This is a genomic window from Litoreibacter ascidiaceicola (assembly GCF_900129235.1).
Taxonomy (GTDB): domain Bacteria; phylum Pseudomonadota; class Alphaproteobacteria; order Rhodobacterales; family Rhodobacteraceae; genus Litoreibacter; species Litoreibacter ascidiaceicola.
The window spans coordinates 186,579-208,117 of sequence record NZ_FQUV01000007.1 but is presented as its reverse complement, the minus strand read 5'-3'; the positions used below and the strand labels follow the sequence as shown (position 1 = coordinate 208,117).

Below are 21,539 nucleotides of genomic sequence, written 5' to 3'. Positions count from 1 at the left end.
GGGGCATGCCGCAAACGACAAAGGGCGCGCCATTGGCACGCCCCTTGTTTTCGATATGCAGGATCGCGATCAGACCGATTTTTTCAACTTTTCGACCAGATCGGTGCGCTCCCACGAGAAGCCGCCATCGGCCTCCGGTGCGCGGCCAAAATGTCCGTAGGCTGCCGTGCGGGCGTAAATCGGGCGGTTCATGCCCAGATGCTCGCGGATGCCGCGTGGGGTCAAGTCCATCAGGCCCGCCACAGCGGCTTCAATAGCGGCGTCTTGTGCTTCGCCAGTGCCGTGTGTGTCGCAATAAATCGACAGCGGCTTGGCCACGCCGATGGCATAGCTCAGCTGGATCGTGCAGCGTTTCGCAAGGCCGGAGGCCACCACGTTTTTCGCCAGATAGCGCGAGGCATAGGCCGCCGAGCGGTCCACCTTGGTCGGGTCCTTGCCGGAGAACGCACCGCCGCCATGCGGGGCCGCGCCACCGTAAGTGTCGACGATGATCTTGCGTCCGGTCAGGCCCGCATCCCCGTCAGGGCCGCCGATGACGAACTTGCCGGTCGGGTTGACCCACCATTCGGTGTCACCCGTCAGCCAGCCCCGTGGCAGAACTTCGGTGATGTAGGGCTCGACCACCGCGCGTACATCGGCGGAGGTCATATTTTCATCCAGATGCTGCGTGGACAGCACGACCGAGGAAATCCCGACAGGCCTGCCGTCGACATAACGCACGGTCAGCTGCGACTTGGCGTCGGGGCCAAGCGTCGGCTCGGTGCCGTCTTTGCGGACCTCGGCCAAACGACGCAGAATGGCGTGGGCGTAGTGGATCGGCGCGGGCATCAGTTCTGGCGTCTCGTCACACGCGTAGCCGAACATGATGCCTTGGTCGCCGGCACCCTCTTCCTTGCCACTCGCCGCGTCGACACCTTGGGCAATATGGGCGGATTGTTCGTGCAGCAGGTTGGTGACCTCGACGGTTTTCCAGTGGAACTTGTCCTGCTCGTAGCCGATGTCGCGGATGCAATCGCGGGTGATGTCCTCGATGCGCCCCATGTATTCGTGCAGCTTGTTCTTATCGGACAGGCCGACCTCGCCCCCGATCACCACGCGGTTGGTGGTGGCGAAGGTTTCGGCTGCGACGCGGGCCTCGGGCTCTTCCGCAAGGAAAGCGTCCAGAACGGCGTCGGAAATGCGGTCGCACACCTTGTCGGGATGTCCTTCGGAAACTGATTCCGAAGTGAAGAGATAGTTCTGTCGTGCCATGGGGAAGTGCTCCGGTTTTAATGCTCCGCCACGTCAGGAAGCCGTTGTGGCGGTGAATGATTGACCTGCCCTACTCTTGTGGCGAAGCATGGTCAATGGAAACACGGCGTCGTGCGGCGATCCGCCAGATCAGCAACAGCACCAAGAAGCCCCGCATCGGCCAGTCATACAGTCGACTATAGAGCGTGGCAGGCGCAGCTACAGGCAAACCCGCGTCCAGAATCGCAGCGACATTCAGGTCGGTTTGCGCGGTGATCCGCCCCCATGGGTCGATCACGGCTGAAATGCCTGTATTGGCGGCGCGGATCAGCGGCAGGCCCTGCTCGACCGCGCGCAGACGGGCTTGGGCCAGATGCTGGTAGGGACCGGAGATGTTGCCGAACCACGCGTCATTGGTGATTTGCAGTAGCAGGTCGGGGCGCGGCAGGCCGATAAAGCTGCGCGGAAAGATCAATTCGTAGCAAATCAGCGGCAAGGCGGTGCCGATACCCGGCAAATCAATCAGCTTTGGCCCCGGACCTTTCGAGAAGCCCCCGCCGTCGCGCGACGCCAGACCGCGTATGCCCATTTTGGACAGCGCCTCGCCGAAGGGAATGTATTCGCCGAACGGCACGAGGTGGTATTTGTGGTAGGTCTGTTCCCTGCGGCCGTCGGGGCCAAGCAGCACGAGGGTGTTGCGCCATCCCTCCTCGACCCTGTCATTGCCGCCGACGATCACAGGCTGCCCGCCCGCCGCGCGTGAAATGGCTTCCAAAACGGTTGGCGCATCGTTTAACGCGTAAGGCACCGAGGTTTCGGGCCAGACGATCAGGTCCGGCGCAATATCCGCAGAGGCGGCAGTCAGGTTCACCGCGCGTTGTAGAAACGTGCCGATATGCTCCGGATCCCACTTCAAATGCTGCGCAGCATTTGGCTGGACCAGACGCACCGTTATGTCGGCATTCTGCGCAGCATGGGTGGCCAGTTGCCGGATGCCATAGCCCCACCCTGCCAGCAATAGAATGCTAGATACTGCCAATCCTACAAGGGGTTTGCGCGCAGCGGGGCCGGCAGCAATGGCCAAAGTGAGCAGCGTTAGACCCGGAGTGCCGCCAAAAGCCGCGATCTGCAAAATCGGGTGATCCGACCAGATATGGCCAACGGTAGCCCAAGGGAAACCGGTGAACAAAACGCTGCGCAGCATTTCCATTGCGGTCCACAGCGCGACAAGCGCGATCAGCCCGCCAATGCGGCGCGCCACACCGAAGGCCGTGGCCCAGAGAAGCGCCAACCCACCGGCCATGAAGAACAGCGCAAACGGGGCCATCCAGCCATGACGCGCGATATCGACCATGAACGGCTCCACCAGCCAGAACAGCGACACCGCGAAATAGCCTGCGCCGCCTGCCCAGCCGATCCATGCGGCTTTGGGTGCTGTGGCGGAGGCTCGGTAAAGCCAGATCAGCCCGCCGAAGCCCAGCAACGCCAACGGCCAAAGCGACCATGGTGCCTGCCCCAACGCGCCAAGCGCACCAAACCCGAGGGCAGCAGCGAACTGCGCCCGACTGGGCCGCGCGGCGGGCCGGAAGGCGCGGCGGATCATTGCGATCAGCTTGCTTGCCCTGCGGGCATCAAAACCCGAATGCGCTTTATGCGGCGCGGGTCGGCGTCCAGAATTTCAAATTCGGCACCGGAGGGGTGTTCGACCACCTCGCCACGCGCCGGAACACGGCCCGACAGCATGAAGACCAAGCCACCGAGCGTGTCGATTTCCTCGTCCATCTCGTCATCCGACAGGCGTTGGCCGATCTCGGCCTCGAACTCTTCCAGCGGGGCGCGGGCCTGAGCCAGATAAATACCCGGCTTCTCCATTTTCCACAGATCGGCCTCGTCGATGTCGTGCTCGTCCTCGATCTCCCCCAAAACCTGCTCGATCAGGTCTTCGATGGTCACCAAGCCGTCAACGCCGCCATATTCGTCAATTACCAGCGCCATGTGTTTGCGTTCGGTCTGCATTTTGGCCAGCAGCACCCCGATAGGCATCGAGGGCGGCACAAACAGCACCGGACGCACCATGGCTTCCAGATCGAAATCGGGGCTTTTGCCATTGAAGCCGTGGCGCAGGGCCAGATCTTTCAGGTGGATCATGCCGATGGGGGAATCCAGCGTGTCCTCGAACACCGGCAGACGGGTCAAGCCGCTGTCGCGGAATACGCCCACCAGATCATCCAGCCCGATGGATTTCGGCACCGACACGATTTCGGCGCGCGGAATGACAACGTCTTCCACACGTTTTGCGCGCAAATTACCAAGGCCGAGCATCGCCCTGCCACTTCCATTTCTGTCGGAGGTTTCATCGTCGGAATCGGGCGCACGGAACGCAGCGATTACGCGTGAGAAAAGTCCAGGTTCCGTCTCGTCGCCAATCGCAACTTCGGTCTGGTTCGTGTCTATGTCCTGCGCGCTTTGCGCTGCGGTAGACGAGCCTTCTATTTCTGCGCCCATCGGTCCTTTTCCAATAAATCAGCCCCGTATACAGGCCTTACACCCTATATGGGTCCTCAATGCCTAACTTTGCAAGAATTCTGGTCTCCAAACCCTCCATCAAGGCGGCATCTGGATCATTTGTGTGATCAAAGCCCAACAGATGAAGGGTTCCGTGCACCAAAAGGTGCGTCACATGGTCCTCAAATGGCTTGCCAGCGTCGTCGGCCTCGCGGGTGCAGGTCTCGAATGCGATGGCGATATCGCCCAGTTCCAGTTCGTGCGACGCCCCATCGGGCAGCATCGGAATCATGCCGGGGACTTGCGCCGCGCGCTCCTCGGACGGCCAGGACAGCACATTGGTCGGCATAGGTTTGCCACGAAATTCGGTGTTCAACTCGGCCACGCGGGCGTCATTGCAGGCCAGCAAGCTGATCTCGTAGTCCGCGTCCAGCGACAGCTCGTCCAAGGCCGCGCTGCACGCCTTTTCCGCCAGTGCGGGAAGGGCCGCGGCGGTCCAGCGTTCGTCTTCGGTCAGGATTTCAATTTGTGCCATGGCTCCCCCTGCCAGCAGGTTTGGACGGCGTCAACCGGCGTTACGGAAACGTATCTCGAAAACCGCGCCCTGCGCGCTTGGAAGGCAGTCCAACGTCGCGCCGTAGCTGTCGAGTACGGCCACGACGATGGACAGCCCCATGCCCGTGCCACCTTGGTCGCGGCGGGTGGTGAAGAACGGCTCGGTCACGCGCTTGCTGTCGTTTTCTGTAATGCCATCGCCATCGTCGGACACACGCAGCACGTTGTCTGCATATTCAACACGAAACACCTGCGCCCCGTGGGCGAGGGAGTTCTGCGCCATATGGTGCAAGATCATCTGCCCGTGTTCGACTGAAAGCGGCAGGGTCGTCTCGGGTGCGGCGTCCATGACAACCTCGGGGCCGTCAAGCTGCGGCAGCATTTGCACCAACTGCCCCGGCTTGCCACCTTGGGTCGAGCGCAACCGCGTCATGTCCCGCAAGCGGCTCAGAAGGCGGTTCATCCGGCGCACTTGCGTTTCGATGTTGCCTAGCAGCTTGGCGCGGTCTTTTGGGTTCAGCGCTTCGTCCTGCAACAGCTCCGCCGCGCCGATTACTGCGGTGACCGGCGACTTCAACTCGTGGGTGACATGGTCAGTATAGGTCGAGATTTCTTGCGACCGTCGGGACAGCGTTTCCGCCATGGTCGAGACGCTGTCGCCCAGATCGGCAAGTTCACGCAGGCCGTAATGAAGCACGGGATTCGCAGCGGGTTGCTGATCCGCTGCAATGGTTCGCGACGCATCGCGCAACGCATGAACAGGTCGGGAAATCAGGCGTAGGAGCAGCAGGCCGATCAGGGTGGCCCCGATCACCGTCGACACCAGCATTGTCAGAAGTGCGTATCGCTCCTGAAACAGGAATTTCCCAAGGTTGAGCGGCGTGCGCGACAGGTAGACCACCCCAATTACGCGGTCCTGCACGATGACCGGATAGGTCAGGAACACACGAAACCCCGTGTCGCGGCTGAGCGACGAAAACGCGTGCGGCTCGTAGTCGTCATCGCGCGCCCTGAGCTTGGCACCAATGTCACCGTTCAGGGCGGTTTGCACTTCCGTAACGGTGGCGAGCGACGGCGCGCCGTCTGCGTTCAATTCCCGTCCTGTGTGATCTAGGAAAACGACGCCAGCCAAGGTGGTCCTTTGGGAACGCCGCGCGATTTCAAGCAATGGCCCGATGATATCCGCGTGCCGCTGGTCCAGCGCATCGGTGACTGGTTCACCGTCAGGGCGCGGCGGGGCGACGGTTTCGCGGCGCACATTCAACTGCGCGCGGGCGGGGTGCAGATTGGCGTTCCAGTGCTTTTTCTGATCGTCATCCAGCGCGGTCCCGATCAACGGGCCGTCCAGCGCGGTAAAGGCTTCCGCGTAGATCTCGGCATAGATCGCGCCTTGCTGGATCAGGGATTGCTCGGTCTCGCGCACGAACTGGTTCGATGTCAATCGCACCGCCAGCAAGGCCAGCAGCGGCACCGAGACCAAAGCCGCGCAAACAACAGCGATCACCATTGCGATGGACGGGCGCCACTTTTTGCGCGAGCCGATCACCGGCTGCACGCGCCCAATTTCACGCCGACGCCGTGGACCGTCACGATGATATCGTTGCAGCCCAGTTCCGCCGCCTTGGTGCGGATGTTGCGGACATGGCTGTCCACCGTCCGCCCCGACAAAGTGTTGTTTGGCCCGTAGACCTGATCAATCAGCTGGCCACGATCATGGACCTGTTCTGGATGCGCCAGCAGGGCTGAGAGCAGCGCGAACTCGGTCGCGGTCAGGACCATCTGCGCGCCGTCGATGCGGCAGTTGTGGCCCGCGCCGTCCATTTCCAGCACGCCATGTCGCAGGGCTTTGGCTTGCGATTTGCCGCGGGCCAGAATGGCCTTGATCCGCAGCACCAGTTCTCGCGGACTGAAGGGTTTGGACACGAAATCGTCTGCCCCCAACTGGAACCCCAGAACACGGTCAATCTCGTCATCCTGCGCGGTCAGGAACAGGACCGGCACGTTGGACTTGGCGCGGATTTCCTTGCAGCAATCGAACCCGTCCATTTGCGGCATTCCGATATCCAGCACCACAAGGTCGATGGTTTCGCGTCCGATATGGGTCAGGGCAAGCTGGCCGTTTGACGCCTCCAGCGTCGCAAATCCCGCCGCCTCCGCCGCGATGCGCACGACATCGCGGATGTGAGGGTCGTCATCGACGATGAGGATGCGGGCTGTCATGCCATTTGTGTTGCAACTCACGCCGCGTTTGTCCAGCGAGGCGTGCATTCAACGGACCCTCCGCCGGAACCCGAGCAGGGTCATCGCGGCGATCAGCAGGAAGCCGATGATGGCCTGTGGCTCTGGCGAGGACGATCCCGCGAAGGGCTGCGGATAGGCCTCTTTTGAGACGTCGGACACCATGGGAAGCGGCACATTTGCCAAGGTAGCCTGATGTCCGCTGGTATTCACCGTCTGCTCCGACACGGCGACAAAGGAGGTGTTCTGGGTTTGAAGCGAGAATTCCAGCCCTAGTTTGGTGATTTCCTTGTCTGCGGTCTCCGGCTGTTCGCCCACCGCGATTTGACGGGTGAGCGACGCGATACGGTTGCGCGCCCATATCAGCGGTAAAGCTGCATTTTCCGCGTTATCCGTCAGGGTCAGTTTGACCGGCATCGCGGCTTGGCGACCCTGTACCAGACCTTTCAACGTGACCTCCGCCGCACCCGTGCCGGAGTGGCGGGCATAGATGCGCAGGCTGTTGCCCGCGAACAGGTCCGGCAGGCGGGAGGGCGTGACATCGGTCACGTCAAGATCGCCCCAGTCGATTGAGATATCCGTCAGCAGCGGGGATTTCAGGTCGGCGGCCAGCATTTCCGCGACCTCGTAAGCATCCTCGTCAACGCCGACATAGCGGGCATATCCGCGCCCCTCATCCGCCATGGCGTCCAGCAAGTAGCGGTTCACCGAGGTGCCGACCCCGAACGCATAGATGCGGGACTTGCCGATTTGTTGGCGAATTGTGCGCAGCACCTGGGCCTCGCCGCCGATATACCCGTCGCTCAGGAAAACCACGATCTTCATGGTGTTCTCGGGCTGGGGAGTGCTGAAAGCGGTGCGGATCGCGTTGTCGATCTCGGTGCCGCCGCCTGTGCTTAGCTGGTCGACATAGGCGCGGGCGCTGCGAATGTTGCGGGCCGTCGCCTGTTTGGACACGCTGGAGAAATTCTGCGTGTGATTGGCGAAGGGGATGATGCGGAAATAATCCGTGGGGCGCATCCCGCGCAGGGCTGCGTCCATGAACCTCTTGCTGGCCTCCATTGGCTGGCCACCCATGGAGCCGGAGGTATCCAGCACAAAAACCAGCTCGCGCGGGGTGATCGTCGCGTCATCCGGCACGGCTGGCGGCTCGATCATCAGCGACACGAACCCACCGCGTTCGTCCGTATGGGACAGGCTGGCGGCCTCCAGTGTTTCGCCGCCCAAAGTGAAGCGGATGACCAGATCGCGGTTGTCGAGCACCTTGCCCTTGGCGAATTTGGCGCTCAGACCTTCCTCGGTCGACTGCACCGCAAGTTGGTGGGTATCACTGCCGAAATCAGAGATCGACACCCCGCCTGTCAGCGCCAGATCAAGGGCGACCCGTTCGGACGTGAAGGTGTCGGGCAAGTCCAACCCCACGACCTGCGGGTAGGCCGGCACGTCACTGATCGACCATGAGTTAGCGGTCATCGGGACGTCTTCGCTGTCCTCATCCGGCAATTGCACGGCCGCACTTTCATATCGGGGGCCGACGATCAGCGGGATCACCAACTCGTGCTGGCCGTCGATTTTCGGCACCATCTGCACGTAGCGCAGGGTTACGGTGATCGGCAGGCCGGGCATCAGATTGGCAATGCGTTGGGTGAACATGTTGGGGCGATGCTGCGTCAGAAGTGCCGCGGCCTTGCCGTCTTGGGCGGCCTTCTCGAACTCGGCCTCGGCCACGGCTTTTTCCCTGATCTTCGCCTTTATAACCTCGTCACCGATGAGCATGTCCATGCTGTAAACGGCGGCAAGCTGGTTCAGCGGGAAAAGGTATTCCGCTTCTACCGGCACATGCGCTTCGTTGATGAAGCTTTGTGTGACCTCGACCGTGGCCATGTCGCCTTCGATGTTGACGCTGATTTTGCTATCGAGCATCGGCAGGTCATAGGACGTCCCCGCCACGTTCGCGATGACCCGTCCCGCGACATCGTCGGTGTCTGAGGCAAACGCCGAAAAGACGGCACTGAGGGAAAATATGGGGATCAGGATTAAGAAAAGTCGCATGGGTTTGGTCCTCGGTTCGGGTTACAGGTCAAGCGCCGCCAAAGCGGCATTTTCAAAGGAGATACGGTCTTGTTCGGGCAGGGATTTCGGGGTGACGCGCTGCACGGATTGCCAGCTGCGCGAAGAGCCGCCGAGCCAGCTCCAGACGGCTTCGCCGACGCTTGGGGTCTGTTGGCCGTCGTCTGAAATGAAGCTGACCGCGACGGTCCAGACCCGCCCGTCCGGACCGGTTGCCTCGTAGACAGAGGTCGGGAGGGGATCGTAGCGCGTGCCCATAAACTGCACGCTGTAGCCCATACCGAGCAGGCAGGTTTCAGGGGAATGCAGGTGGCGCAGCGGCGAGGTTGTGCGCACGATGTTCAGCCCCATAGGCCCGTATTGGACCTTCTGCGCGGTGCCGCCATAGGCGGTGAAGTACCGCTGCTCGGTCTCGCTGAGCGCGATGGGTGTCGCGCGGGCACCCAGCAACTGCATCGGCAGGCGTGCAGCGACCACAGGTGCGGACAGGTCCAAGGGGCGTTTCGGGGCGTTTACGATGGCAAGTGCGGCGACCAATGCCACCGCCACCATTGGGATGTGCAGCGATTTAGGAAGTGCGGGTATCTGCCAACTCGGCAAGCTCAAAGGCTTGGCTGCGGGGCGGTAAACCAGCAAGACAGGGGCAGCGCTGACCATCAGCGTGACCAACCCGATCGCGTTGTGGAGCGTGGGCGCCATGGTGTCGATGCCCTGCCCCAAGCCGCCTGCCAGCAAACTGATCCGCAAGGCGTTGCCAAGAATGCTCAGCCCGATCACGGCCACCCCGCCCAAGACGGCCACCCGCAAGCGCGGGCGGTACAGGATGTTGAGGAAGGCCCAGAGGCTGACCATCAACAGCAGACCTGACGCGCCGGAGCATGGCAGGTCCACCATGACGTCCACGCCGTTCAAGCGCAGGCGGACGCCTTCGCAGATCAGGTCCGCGAAGAAAGGCGACATCATCTGGCACGCCAGATCGGCCGAGACCATCTGCAACGGAAACCCCGCAACCCGCTGCAAGATCGGGCCAAGCGGCAAGGCGAACAGGAAGAATGTGGCCATCCAGAACGGCGATAACGCGAGCTTGCGGCGGTCAAGACGCAACACCGTCGCCAGCGCAAAGACGTCCAGTGACAGGGCCAGCGCGCTCAGGATGTTGATGGCCAGCATCTGGCCCGCCAGCCGGATGAGGGCGGCAAAAAGGAATAGAACAAAAACGCGCCCTGCGATGGCTGGCCCGCCGGGAGGGGAGCTTTTCAGGGACAGCCCCACCAGACCCACAAGCACGATGCAATAGACCGCGCCGTAGGACTGGTAGGACGGGTCACGCCAACTGGTAAAAAGCCACCGAACGGGCTCGATGGCGAGCAGCGCTGACGCAACAGTCAGACCAATCCAAAGCAAGGTATCGCGTTTTTGTTCCATGCCGCTTTGTCGCGGCTGGTGGTGCAGATGGGCGCGTGGAGTTGTGCAGAAATGGTGCAGATCGAGGATTGTCGACACAAGCCGCGGGCTTGAAGCGACGCTTTAGGAAAGCTCCTGAAATGTTCCGATTAGCTCCGCATCCGTGCGAATTCTGGATCATAGGGCGATGGATTGATGACCTGCGCAGCAACGCGTTCGCCGCACAAATCAAGCTGCATCGTTGAACCGGTTTTGCTGAAACCGTCTGTGACGAAAGCATAGGCGAGGTTCATACCAACGCGGTGGCCGTAATCCCCGGATGTGATTGTGCCGATCACTTTGTCGCCTTGCATCAACGACGCTCCCGGGTGCGCGGGCGCATGGCCCGTCTCAATTTTGAGCGTGACCAACTGGCTCTGTGGCCCAGCCGCCTGACGTTTCAATAGCGCGTCCTTGCCAATGAAGTCTTCTTTGTCCAACTTAACGAACCGCGAAAGGCCCGTTTCAAACGGGTCAAATTCCGTAATCAAATCCGCTTTCCAGTGCAGGAACCCTTTTTCCATACGCATGGAATCAACTGCACGCGCTCCGAAGAGTTTCAGGCCATGCGCTTCACCAGCCGCCCTAAGCGCCAGATAAGCGGCGTAGAGAGAGGCGTTTGGCACATGGATTTCATACGCCAATTCGCCCGAAAAGCTGACGCCCATAACGATGACAGGTGCGAATCCGATTGTGCATTCACGGACTGAAAGCCACGGAAATGACGTGGCAGACCAGTCGCCGCGCGCGCACTCGGACAGTACAGCGCGCGCCTTCGGCCCTGCCAGAACAAGGATCGTGTGATCATTGGTCAGGCTGCGCAGTTGCACGTCTTCATCCGGGTTCAGATGCGCGGTCAGCCAATCCATGTCGTGATATTCTGACGCGGCTGCTGATCCATACCAAACTCGGTCCGGTCCCCGGTCCGAGGCGGGCAGATTGGCAACCGTCGCTTCGCACTTGATGCACCCGTGTTCGTTCAGCAGGTATCCAAGCCCAACGCGCCCATCGCGCCTCGAAACGGTCCCACAGATCATGCGGTCAAGGAAGGCGTGACGATCCTTGCCGGTAATCTCGATCCGGTTGAAGCCGTTGACCTCGGTTAGCCCCACATTTGTGGCGACGTTGTTCACTTCGGCAGCAACAACATCAAAGGCTTCATCGAAATTGAAGCTGAGCGAGGGGTGAAAATCTGGTGCGGGTTTGATGTAGTCGACGCGCTCCCACCCGTTCACGACGGTAAACTCTGCCCCTTCCGCAGCTAAAATAGGTGTGAGCGGCGTTGTCTTGGCATTCCGCCCTGCGGGCCGATGCTCATGCGGGAAATGGAAACGGAACTCGTTTTGATAATCCTCAATCGCCTTTCGTGCAGTCAGTTCAACTGTCGCATGTCCGGTGAACCGGCGGGGGTCTGTCACCCAAGTGTCATAGCAGGCCTCTCCATGAACAATCTGCTGCGCAAGCAACCAACCATGGCCGCCGCCTTCACCCAAGCCCGCGCGCAGACCGATAATGCAATAGGCGTTACGCTTGCCCGGAATAGGGCCAACCAATGGCGCTCCGTCGATGGTATACGTGATGGGGCCATTTACGATCCGTTTGATGCCGACCTCCGCCAAAGCGGGCATGCGTTCAAACGCCCCTTCAAGTACATCCATCACTCGGTCCAGATCATCGGGGCAAAGATCGTTGGAAAAGCTCGGGCTGATCCCGTCCATCCCCCAGGTTTTGCAGTCCTGCTCATAGAACCCGACCAGAAGACCGCCCTTTTCCTGACGCGAGTAGTAATCCGAGATCGGGCAGCGAAGCAGCGGCATCCGGTGTCCGGCCGCCGCGATGGCAGGGATGTCTTCTGTGATGAAATACTGGTGCTCCATAGACGCAACAGGATGCTGCACGCCCATCATCGCGCCAATTTCGTTCACGCGGTATCCACCGGCGTTCACGATGGAGTCGCAGTCAATATCGCCGTGATCGGTGTGAACCGTCCACGTGTCATCCTTGTGTTGTGTCAGGCGGGTGACAGGTGTGTTGCGGTAGATCTCTGCGCCCGCCTTACGGGCATGAAAGGCAAGCGCCTGGCAAAGCTGAGCGGGGTCAATATCGCCGTCCTGCCCGTCCCAAAGCCCGCCCAGCAGGTTCGTTGTTGTAATCAACGGGTGGCGGCGCGCGCATTCTTGCGCATCGATGACCTCGTATTCCACGCCCATACCGCGCGCCATAGAGGCGAAGTGGCGATAGCCTTGCATTTGTTCTTCGGTGTTGGCGAGCCGAATACCGCCATCGCCATGGTGATAGCCCACTGGGTATTCGGGATCGTCACGCAACTTCTTGTAAAGCGCGATGGAGTGGGACTTGAGGCCAACCATAGTCTGGGTCATGCCGAAATTTGTGACCTGCGCCGCCGAATGCCACGTGGTGCCAGACGTCAGCTCATCGCGCTCGACCAAGACGACATCTGACCACCCCTCTTGGGTAAGGTGATACAACGTTGAACAACCGGCAATGCCACCACCGATGACGACAACTTTGGTTCTGGATTTCATGACTCGATCCCCGATCTGTGGTCAGCGACACCTTGCCAAATGCGTTATCCTTTGGAAAATAGTTTTATGTGATGCAATATCTCAAAAAATCTGAGGTTAAGTCATGACACTGTCCGTCCGCGCAATGCGCTACGTTCAAGCTGCACTGAAATATGGCAGCATCACCCACGCGGCCGAGGCCGCCCATGTGACGCCATCTGCGATCGCAGCCGCTTTGGATAAGGCCGAAGCCGCCTTTGGCGTTGCGCTCGTGACACGTGCACGGGCCAAGGGGATATTTCCGACCGCAGCGGGCCGCGACATCGGGCGGCGCATTGATGATTTATTGGACCGGTACGATATGTTGCTGACGGATGTCTCCGACTTGCAATCCAGCCTCTCGGGGAATTTGGCAATCGGATACAACGCTCCAATCGCTCCAGCCTTCTTGCCCGAGCTCGCCGCACAAATGCTGGCAGCCTATCCCGGCGTGGCTTTCACATTCACCGAAGGTGACAATGACTCGATCCAACAGGGGTTGCTGGACGGACAATTCGATATGATCTTGTTTGTCGAAGAACTGCCCAACCCACAGATCGAGACCCGATCGCTTATCTATGCACCAACCTATTGCTTATGTCCGGCTAACCATGCCTTAGCGGCTTATGGTGCTGTGACGGTCTCCCAAATTGTGAGTGAACCGCTGATCCTTTTGGACCGGCCTGCCGCGCGTGGGTATTATTTGGAATTGCTTGAACAAGGGGGCGCAGATCTTCAGATCGTGGCAACTGCCAATTCTACGGAAATGGTCCGTTCACTTGTCGCCTCGAAAATTGGGATTTCCCTTTTGAACATGAAACCACGGGACGTGCCGACGTATTCAGGCAGCAACATTCGCTGCCTGCCAATCACCGATAGCATAAGCGGTGTCACCCTCTCACTTGGCTTTGCATCGGGGCCAAAGCGACGACTGATTCAAATGTTCGCCGAAAGCTGCGCAGCGTTTTGCGAAGGACCATCGGGCGCGGATTTGATCCTGCCCAAAGCCTGAAACGGCTGAAGTTTAAATACGGCCAAATTCACCAATAATAAATCGCCCGCCGGCGTTCGTTAGAAAGAGCGCAAAACAGCCATTCCCAGCATCCGCAGCCCAGCCTACCCTTTGGCCTCCGCTGCCTCGTAGGCTTCGATGATCCGCGCAACGAGCGGGTGGCGAACGACGTCTTTGGCGGTGAAGTAGCTGAAGGACACCCCTTTGACGCCCTTGATCAGTGTCTCGGCCTCGCGCAGGCCGGACTGGACACCGCGAGGCAAGTCGACCTGTGAGCGGTCCCCTGTGATCACCATGCGAGAGCCTTGGCCCAAACGGGTCAGGAACATCTTCATCTGCATGGTCGTGGCGTTCTGCGCCTCGTCCAGCACTACGAAGGCGTTGGACAGCGTGCGGCCCCGCATGAAGGCCAGCGGCGCGATCTCGATACGCTTTTCCTCGATCAACTTGGCCGTTTGTTTGCCGGGCAGAAAGTCGTTCAGCGCGTCATACAGAGGCTGCATGTAAGGATCGACCTTGTCTTTCATGTCACCGGGCAGGAAGCCCAGACGCTCCCCCGCTTCGACGGCGGGGCGGGACAGAATGATCTTGTCGACCTTGCCGGTGATGAACAGCGATACGCCGACGGCCACGGCCAGATAGGTTTTACCGGTACCAGCGGGGCCGATGCCGAAGGCCAGCTCGTTGTTGAACAGCGAGGTGACGTAGTCTTTCTGGGCCTGCGTGCGCGGCTCGACAGTTTTCTTGCGGGTTTTGATCTCGACGCCCGCATTGAACATCTCGATCTGGTCGCCGTCGCGGATACCGGTATTGTCGGCAGACCGGCCCATGCGGATTTCGGCCTCGATATCAGCCATCTCGACCGAGCGCCCGCCTTCCAGCCGCACATAGAGCGCCTCCAGAACGGAGACGGCTTTTTCCATCGCTTCGCCCATGACGGCCAACTGGTTGCCACGGCGCACGATTTGCACGCCTAGGACTTGTTCGATTTGGGCAAGGTTGCGGTCGAACTCTCCACATAAGTCAATCAGCAGCCGATTGTCGGGAAACTCCAGAAGGGTTTCGGACGGGGCCGCGTCCGTGGCGCCCACGGTCAATTCACTTGTGGTCAAAGAGCTCTCCTGAGTTGGGTTGCATGGGAAGGGTGCATGAGCGGGCATGGGCGTGCAAGGGGGGCGGGCCATGTTTCACATGTCTGATACGAAAAAGGCCGCCCCGGAGGGCAGCCTTTTCAAAATTTGTAGAAATGCAGGGCACCTAGATCGGGTCGCGCACGTCGTCGGAGCCGCGGTAGTTGCCAGTCGCGTAGCCGGGAGGGGCTGCACCGGAGCACACAGGCTTGCCGTTGCGGTCCAGACGGGCGGAGAGGTAACCCTCGATGCCGTCATCAATGATCCAGTGATCACAGCCGCGCGGATCAACCCAGATGCCGGCTTCCAACTGGCTCAGGTCTTTTTGGCCACGGCCGAACAAGCCGGAGTAATCGCGGGTTTTGTCGCCGCCATTGCCTTCGCCAGTGAACCCACCGCTACACGCGGCGAGGGCTCCGAGGGAGACAACTGCTAAAAGTTTGGTCAATTTCATGTCATCGTCCCCTTAGCGAATGCACTGAATTTCAACACGACGGTTCGCCGCCATGCCGCGTGAGGTGCCGTTGGACGCTTTTGGAACGCGTTCACCGTAGCCGCGTGTCGCGGAGATACGAGCCCCAACAGAGCGGGCCACCTGAGCAACCGCATTCGCGCGGCGCTGAGACAGGTTCAGGTTGTATGCATCGCTGGCGCGGCTGTCGGTGTGACCTTCGATGATGTAAGCCGTAGCACCTGCCGACTGGAAGAACTGCTGCAAGCGACGCTTGTTCGCTGCGTTGATGGTGGCTTGGTTGGTCGCAAAAAGCTGATCCGAGTTCATCACGGCACAGGTGTTGCCACGGCGGCAAACCGGAATGCCCTGACGGGTGACGTGGGGTGTCATGAACCCTTCGAAACCGTCATCCATAACCCAGTGTTCGCACCCGTCCGGATCGACCCAGATTGTCGGGATGTAGCGTTCCGCGCGGATGGTTGTGCGACGCACAATCTTGCCGTTGGCGACCGTGCCTTGGCTGAACCCGTCTTCGGTATAAATATATTGCTGCTGCGCAGAAGCGCCTACTGTCGAAAACGCCAAAGCGGACACCAAAACGGCACATCCCCCCAACGCGCTTCGCAGGATTTTTGAAAGATTGAGTTTCACTGCCTCGTCCTTTTGCGTGTAAATCTTGAACTTCTTGCACCGACCAGTTGATTGGTTACCAATGCATCCACCTATATCTGCCCAAGACTATCAAATTTGTGTGTTAATTAAAGAGGTTTTTACCACATATAGTTGCCGAATCAGCAACAGTCGTAGGTTTTTTCACAGAATTGTCCGTAAAAAACTGCCGTATGGGCAAGTTTGGTCGATGGGAACCCTGCCTTAGGCCAACACGCCTTTCAACGAGTTGGTGACACTGGCCTCGATGCGCACGCGCTGAACGGTGCCTATCATGTGCTCCGGCGCGTCGCAGTGAACGGCGTGCAGGTAGTCGGATTTGCCGACCAGTTGCCCTTCAAGGCGCCCTTTCTTCTCGAACAATACGCCGACCTCGCGCCCAACCATGCCGCGCTGTGCGGCGTATTGCTGCTCGGACAAGAGGGCCTGAAGACGCTGCAAACGCTCCGACGCGATGTCATCGGAGACCGGTGCTTTTTCAGCGGCGGGTGTTCCCGGACGGGCGGAGTATTTGAACGAGTAGGCCTGCCCGTAATTGACCGTGCGGACCAGGTCCAGCGTGGCCTCGAAATCCTCCTCGGTCTCGCCGGGGAAGCCGACGATGAAATCACCGGACAACAGCAGATCAGGGCGCGCGGCGCGGATGCGGTCGATCAGTTCGATGTAGCTGGCGGCAGTGTGCTTGCGGTTCATCGCCTTGAGGATTTTGTCGGACCCTGACTGCACAGGAAGGTGCAAGTAGGGCATCAGCTTGTCGCAAGTGCCATGCGCCTCGATCAAGGCGTCTTCCATGTCGTTGGGATGCGAGGTGGTGAAGCGGATACGTTTCAGCCCTTCGATGTCATTCAAGGCCCAAATCAGACGGGCGAGCCCCCATGTGCCGTCCGCACCCTCGCCATGATAGGCGTTGACGTTCTGGCCAAGCAGCGTGATTTCGCGCACTCCGCGCTCCACCAGATTTTGCGCCTCGGCGATGAGGCGCTCCGGCGGGCGAGAGACTTCCGCGCCGCGGGTATAGGGCACCACGCAGAAGGCGCAGAACTTGTCGCAGCCCTCCTGCACCGTCAGGAACGCCGACGGGCGGGCCTTGCTTTCGCGTTTGGGCAGGTGCTCGAACTTGTCTTCTTCGGGGAAGTCGGTGTCGAGCGCTTGTTCGCCCTTGTTCACCTTCTCCATAAGGTCGGGCAAGCGGTGGTAGGTTTGCGGCCCGACGACCAGATCGACCATCGGTTGACGGCGCATGATTTCCGCACCTTCGGCCTGCGCGACGCAACCGGCCACGCCGATTTTCAGGTCCGGCTTGTCTTCCTTCAGCGGGCGCATCCGGCCCAGATCGGAATACAGCTTCTCGGCCGCCTTTTCACGAATATGGCAGGTGTTGAGCAGGATCATATCGGCGTCGGCCATGACCTCGGTCGCCTCATAGCCTTCGGCTCCCAAGGCTTCCGCCATGCGTTCGCTGTCATAGACATTCATCTGGCAGCCATAGGTCTTGATAAAGAGCTTCTTAGCGTTCGACATGAGACACCTGCGGGGTAAGGGTTGAGGCGGGGCATAACGCAGCCTGTGCGATCTTGCAATTCAAGGCGCAATGACAGAGTTTAGCCGCGAGCAAAAAGGAAAGAATAACAGGCATGCGGCACAGCTCCCTACGTGCGTTTCTGGACGTCGCCCCGACGCATCTGTCGGCCAAAGGACCATTCGCGCTCGTGTTTATCGAGGATGGCACCGAGGTCGAAAGCACCATTGCGCATGTTCAAAAGATGGGCTTCCGCGAGGTTCTTGCCTTTGCCTCCGGCCATTTGCTGCCCGAAGACCGCGACGGTCTACATTTGATCGAGGCGAATGTGCATGAGCAGGACGCCTTTGCCTCCATCACCAACGAGGTCATCAAGCTCTTTCCCGGTGTCTGGATGCATTACTGCTTTAACGCGGAATATCTGTTCTTCCCGTTCTGCGAGACGCGGAATGTGCGCGAGCTGATCGCGTTCAACATCGAAGAGCGGCGCCACACGGTCATGACCTATGTGGTCGATTTGTATTCCAAGGACCTTGGCAAGCACCCCAATGCGGTGTGTTTGGATGACGCCTATATGGACAAGTCGGGCTATTATGCGCTGGCGCGCTTTACCGAAGACGGGGAAGCGCTGGACCGGCAACTGGATTTCTTCGGAGGGCTGCGCTGGCGGTTCGAGGAGCATATTCCATGGGCCCGCCGCCGTATCGACCGCGTCGGGCTGTTCCACGCCGTCAAGGGGCTGGAGCTGAATGGCGACCACACGTTCAACCTTCAGGAATACAACACGTATTGCTGCCCGTGGCACCACAACATCTCGGCCACGATCTGTTCGTTCCGCACGGCCAAGGCTTTGGTCTCCAACCCCGGGTCGATGTACGCGATCCCGCATTTCTGGTGGAAGAATTCCGCGAAATTCAAGTGGAATTCGAACCAGTTGCTGGAATTGGGACTGATGGAGCCAGGGCAGTGGTTTTAAGATGCTGCCCGACCCTGCGGGGCGAATATTTTTGCCAAGATGAAACGATGGGCGTGGCAGGTAACGGGGCGCGTTAACCTTAATGCGGGGTTAAGGCTGCAAACCAGAGCGACTGTTCATCAATAGAAACGGCCCCAGCTGGGGAGCGTAGGGCCGTTTCCGTTAGGCGAGAGGGTTAGGCCTCGATCGCCTTGGGATCAGATGCTTTGCTGATCTGGATCTGGCGCGGCTTCAGCGCCTCAGGCACTTCACGCACCAGATCGATATGCAGCATCCCGTCGGCGTGGTTTGCCGATGTCACGCGGACATGGTCCGCGAGGTGGAAGCGCTTCTCGAAGGCGCGGGTGGCGATGCCACGGTGCAGGTAGGTCTTTTCCTCGCCCTCATCGGCTTTCCTGGCAGACACCACGAGCGCGTTTTCGCGCTGCTCGACGGTCAGGTCAGCCTCGGAGAAGCCTGCGACAGCCACCGAGATGCGGTAGGAGTCGTCGCCGGTTTTCTCGATATTATAGGGCGGGTATGTGGAGTTTGTGACCTCTGTGGACATCACGCGGTCCATCAGGTCGGCGACACGGTCAAATCCGACAGTGGCGCGGTGAAGGGGGGCGAAATCGTATGCTCGCATGGTTTTCATCCTTTTCAAAAGCAATGTTTACAGTGTCGGGCCTTCCAAATGGACAGGCCTGGTTTGCAGTTACCGAACCCCGTTCGGGCATCCAGTAATATTGATTTGGGAAAGGATGTTCAGGGTTTCAAGCCCCTGCGATTACGGTTTTATAAACAACGCGCCGGACGGCTGGATACCCGATTGCAGTGCTACGCGCGAGGCGCCGGTATCAACGCGGCGAAACACACCGTCATTGTATTCGATCTCGTTCAAAAGCACGGACAGGCGTTGATCCAATCCCACGCCAAGGGCCACTTTCTGCGAGCGCCATTCGGCTTTGGCGGAGACCACGGACAGGATCACCGGCTCACCGTTCTGGATGGCAAAGATCGGCGCGCCCGAGGAGCCGAAATCCACGTCGCAGGAGGTCACATACACGCCCGGATCGCGAGCAAGCACGTTGCAGGTTTCCTGAATGGACGGGGAGTCTTCGCGGTTTTTGGCGTAAGAAATGACCTGCACCTCCTGCCCGCGACCCACCTCAACGGCCGTGTTGAAGGGACGAATGGACGGGTTCTTGATCGGCTGGTCCAGCTGGATCACCGCCAGATCGGACGACACTTTATCGACATTGCCGCGACCTTTGTAGACGTAATCGGGATGGATCACCGACCGCTTCGCCCCGCGATAAGCAGAGGCGCGCCCGTGCTGCCACCCGGCTAGAAATTCGATTTCGGAATCGTCGGTGCGCGCGCCGCTCTTGTCGAAGAAGCAATGCGCCGCTGTCAGCACCAGATCGGGGGCAATCAAAGTGCCTGTGCAAAATCCGGAGCTCCCCAGATTGATGCGGCCCACGCCTTGCCATGCCCTGGTCGCGTCCAGCGATGTGAGCGACTTGAGCACGCCTTCCGCCTGCGCAGAGGTTGCCAGCAGCAGTGCCGTTATCAGTGTTGCCAGAATTCGCATTAATCGCCCCGATATGCCCGTGTTGACCCTCAGTAGAAAACAGTTGGGGCAAGAATGCGGCAGGCATGGGTTAATTTTTAGCGCTCAGCCCAGCACAGCCAACGACACCAAGGTCAGCGGACTTGTCCAGACCACGATCTGAGAAATCGCTGCAGAGCGGGTATTATGCAGCAGTGACAGACTGAGCCTCGCTGGCCCTTCGGTGGCCATAAAAGGGGAACAGTGCCAACGGTCCGGTTTGAAACTAAAGACAGGCAATTGCACCGTCAGCGCAGGACAGGAATGTCCATCGGACGCGTGCCGCCGTTTTCTGCAGCCAACATTGCAGGCGGCTTGGGGCCGCCCGTGGCCCAATCCAACAGTTCCACCGTGTGCACGATCGGCACCTGCGTGCCAGACCCGATTTGCATCATGCAGCCGATATTGCCTGCGGCGATGATGTCGGGATTTCTGGCCTCCAGCGTTTGCACCTTGCGGTCTTTCAGTTGTTTGGAAATCTCTGGTTGCATCAGGTTATATGTCCCCGCCGAGCCGCAGCACAGATGCGGGTCCTTCGGCTCCAACACCGTGAAGCCTGCACGTTTCAACAAGTCCTTGGGGTAGGTCTTGATCTGCTGGCCATGCTGCAAGGAACACGCGGCGTGGTAGGCGACCTTCAGCTCTTGATCCGCGCCCTGTGGCAGGTCGAGCTTCATCAAAACTTCTGACACGTCCATGGCGATTTTCGACACCGCCTCGGCCTCGGCGGCCAGCGGTTCCTCGCGGAACATATGACCGTAGTCTTTGACCGTCGTGCCGCAGCCGGACGTGTTGATGACGATGGCGTCGAGGCCCTTGCCTTTCATCTCCGCGTCCCATGCACGGATGTTCTTGGCGGCGGTGGCGTGGCTTTCGGAGGTTTTGCCCATGTGGTGGGTCAGTGCCCCACAACAGCCAGCCCCCTCGGCCACGACGACTTCGCAGCCCAGACGGGTCAGCAGGCGGATGGTGGCATCGTTGATATCGGTGTTAAGCGCCTTTTGAGCGCAGCCGGTCATCAACGCGACGCGCATCTTTTTGGGCGTCTCGGGTGCGAAGGTCTGCGGGTCATCATTGCGCGACACCGGCGGGATGGTTTTTGGGGCCATTTCCAGCATCGCCCTGAGCCGCGCGTCGGGCATGAAGCGGGCAAAGGGCCTGCCGATTTTGGCGCCCAGCAGGGCCAGACGGAAGCGGTTCGGGTAAGGCAAGATACGCGCCAGAACCCAGCGCAAGGCGCGGTCGGTCAGGGGGCGGTCGTAATGCTCCTCGATATACTCGCGGGCGTGGTCGACCAGATGCATGTAGTGCACGCCCGATGGGCAGGTCGTCATACAGGCAAGGCAGGACAGGCAGCGGTCGATATGTTTGACCGTTTTCGCGTCGGGTTTGCGGCCGTTTTCCAGCATGTCCTTGATCAGGTAGATACGGCCTCTGGGGCTGTCCAACTCGTCGCCAAGGATCTGGTAGGTCGGGCATGTGGCGGTACAAAACCCGCAATGCACACAGGTGCGTAACACCTGCTCGGAGCGGGCGGTGGCAGGGTCTTCGAGCTGCTTTGGGGTGAAGTTCGTTTGCATGGT

The 21,539-nt window shown here is 59.8% G+C and carries 18 protein-coding genes and 1 riboswitch; of the genes, 2 read left to right on the top strand and 16 right to left on the bottom strand.

Features of this window, described 5'->3' with window-relative positions; all coding sequences use genetic code 11:
* Positions 1 to 69 precede the first annotated feature (69 nt).
* From metK to BUB72_RS15020, 9 genes are all read right to left on the bottom strand, one after another.
* Positions 70 to 1,251 (bottom strand): methionine adenosyltransferase, encoded by a 1,182-nt coding sequence (gene metK / locus BUB72_RS15060; protein WP_073145398.1) that lies wholly within the window; start codon positions 1,249 to 1,251, stop codon positions 70 to 72.
* 7 nt (positions 1,252 to 1,258) lie between these two features.
* A riboswitch (SAM-SAH riboswitch) is annotated at positions 1,259 to 1,307 on the bottom strand.
* A 14-nt stretch (positions 1,308 to 1,321) separates the two neighbouring features.
* The gene (gene lnt, locus BUB72_RS15055; protein WP_073145395.1) at positions 1,322 to 2,833 is read right to left on the bottom strand and encodes an apolipoprotein N-acyltransferase; all 1,512 of its coding nucleotides are present in this window, start codon (positions 2,831 to 2,833) and stop codon (positions 1,322 to 1,324) included.
* Between the two features lie 5 nt (positions 2,834 to 2,838).
* Positions 2,839 to 3,735 (bottom strand): hemolysin family protein, encoded by an 897-nt coding sequence (locus tag BUB72_RS15050; protein ID WP_073145392.1) that lies wholly within the window; start codon positions 3,733 to 3,735, stop codon positions 2,839 to 2,841.
* 37 nt (positions 3,736 to 3,772) lie between these two features.
* A complete protein-coding gene (ybeY, locus tag BUB72_RS15045) occupies positions 3,773 to 4,270 on the bottom strand; it encodes an rRNA maturation RNase YbeY (protein WP_073145390.1) in 498 nt (165 codons plus the stop codon).
* 30 nt (positions 4,271 to 4,300) lie between these two features.
* Positions 4,301 to 5,797, bottom strand: coding sequence for a histidine kinase dimerization/phospho-acceptor domain-containing protein (locus tag BUB72_RS15040; RefSeq protein WP_175549177.1), 1,497 nt, complete (start codon positions 5,795 to 5,797; stop codon positions 4,301 to 4,303).
* A 35-nt stretch (positions 5,798 to 5,832) separates the two neighbouring features.
* Positions 5,833 to 6,510, bottom strand: coding sequence for a response regulator transcription factor (locus BUB72_RS15035; RefSeq protein WP_073145506.1), 678 nt, complete (start codon positions 6,508 to 6,510; stop codon positions 5,833 to 5,835).
* Positions 6,511 to 6,558: 48 nt separating this feature from the next.
* Positions 6,559 to 8,580 (bottom strand): VIT and vWA domain-containing protein, encoded by a 2,022-nt coding sequence (locus BUB72_RS15030; RefSeq protein WP_073145385.1) that lies wholly within the window; start codon positions 8,578 to 8,580, stop codon positions 6,559 to 6,561.
* A gap of 21 nt (positions 8,581 to 8,601) precedes the next feature.
* Positions 8,602 to 10,023 (bottom strand): exosortase T, encoded by a 1,422-nt coding sequence (gene xrtT / locus BUB72_RS15025; protein WP_073145383.1) that lies wholly within the window; start codon positions 10,021 to 10,023, stop codon positions 8,602 to 8,604.
* Between the two features lie 128 nt (positions 10,024 to 10,151).
* Positions 10,152 to 12,587: a GcvT family protein gene (locus BUB72_RS15020; protein WP_073145381.1), complete on the bottom strand. Its 2,436-nt coding sequence runs from the start codon at positions 12,585 to 12,587 to the stop codon at positions 10,152 to 10,154.
* A gap of 103 nt (positions 12,588 to 12,690) precedes the next feature.
* Between BUB72_RS15020 and BUB72_RS15015 the strand changes: the two genes are divergently transcribed.
* Positions 12,691 to 13,617: a LysR family transcriptional regulator gene (locus tag BUB72_RS15015; RefSeq protein WP_073145378.1), complete on the top strand. Its 927-nt coding sequence runs from the start codon at positions 12,691 to 12,693 to the stop codon at positions 13,615 to 13,617.
* Positions 13,618 to 13,721: 104 nt separating this feature from the next.
* Here BUB72_RS15015 and BUB72_RS15010 read toward each other — a convergent pair whose 3' ends face one another.
* From BUB72_RS15010 to miaB, 4 genes are all read right to left on the bottom strand, one after another.
* A complete protein-coding gene (locus BUB72_RS15010; protein WP_083588691.1) occupies positions 13,722 to 14,777 on the bottom strand; it encodes a PhoH family protein in 1,056 nt (351 codons plus the stop codon).
* Between the two features lie 97 nt (positions 14,778 to 14,874).
* Positions 14,875 to 15,201, bottom strand: a complete 327-nt coding sequence (locus tag BUB72_RS15005) for a hypothetical protein (RefSeq protein WP_073145374.1) — start codon at positions 15,199 to 15,201, stop codon at positions 14,875 to 14,877.
* Positions 15,202 to 15,213: 12 nt separating this feature from the next.
* Positions 15,214 to 15,852 (bottom strand): OmpA family protein, encoded by a 639-nt coding sequence (locus tag BUB72_RS15000; RefSeq protein ID WP_425435175.1) that lies wholly within the window; start codon positions 15,850 to 15,852, stop codon positions 15,214 to 15,216.
* Between the two features lie 222 nt (positions 15,853 to 16,074).
* Positions 16,075 to 17,391, bottom strand: coding sequence for a tRNA (N6-isopentenyl adenosine(37)-C2)-methylthiotransferase MiaB (gene miaB, locus BUB72_RS14995; RefSeq protein ID WP_073145372.1), 1,317 nt, complete (start codon positions 17,389 to 17,391; stop codon positions 16,075 to 16,077).
* Between the two features lie 113 nt (positions 17,392 to 17,504).
* Here miaB and BUB72_RS14990 point away from each other — a divergent pair, with 113 nt between their 5' ends.
* The gene (locus BUB72_RS14990) at positions 17,505 to 18,365 is read left to right on the top strand and encodes a hypothetical protein (RefSeq protein ID WP_073145370.1); all 861 of its coding nucleotides are present in this window, start codon (positions 17,505 to 17,507) and stop codon (positions 18,363 to 18,365) included.
* A 175-nt stretch (positions 18,366 to 18,540) separates the two neighbouring features.
* On the opposite strand, the gene BUB72_RS14985 is transcribed toward BUB72_RS14990, so the two are convergent.
* From BUB72_RS14985 to glcF, 3 genes are all read right to left on the bottom strand, one after another.
* Positions 18,541 to 18,990, bottom strand: a complete 450-nt coding sequence (locus BUB72_RS14985) for an Hsp20 family protein (RefSeq protein ID WP_073145501.1) — start codon at positions 18,988 to 18,990, stop codon at positions 18,541 to 18,543.
* 141 nt (positions 18,991 to 19,131) lie between these two features.
* Positions 19,132 to 19,938, bottom strand: coding sequence for a trypsin-like serine peptidase (locus tag BUB72_RS14980; RefSeq protein WP_073145367.1), 807 nt, complete (start codon positions 19,936 to 19,938; stop codon positions 19,132 to 19,134).
* A gap of 266 nt (positions 19,939 to 20,204) precedes the next feature.
* Positions 20,205 to 21,536: a glycolate oxidase subunit GlcF gene (gene glcF / locus BUB72_RS14975; RefSeq protein WP_073145365.1), complete on the bottom strand. Its 1,332-nt coding sequence runs from the start codon at positions 21,534 to 21,536 to the stop codon at positions 20,205 to 20,207.
* Positions 21,537 to 21,539: the final 3 nt, after the last annotated feature.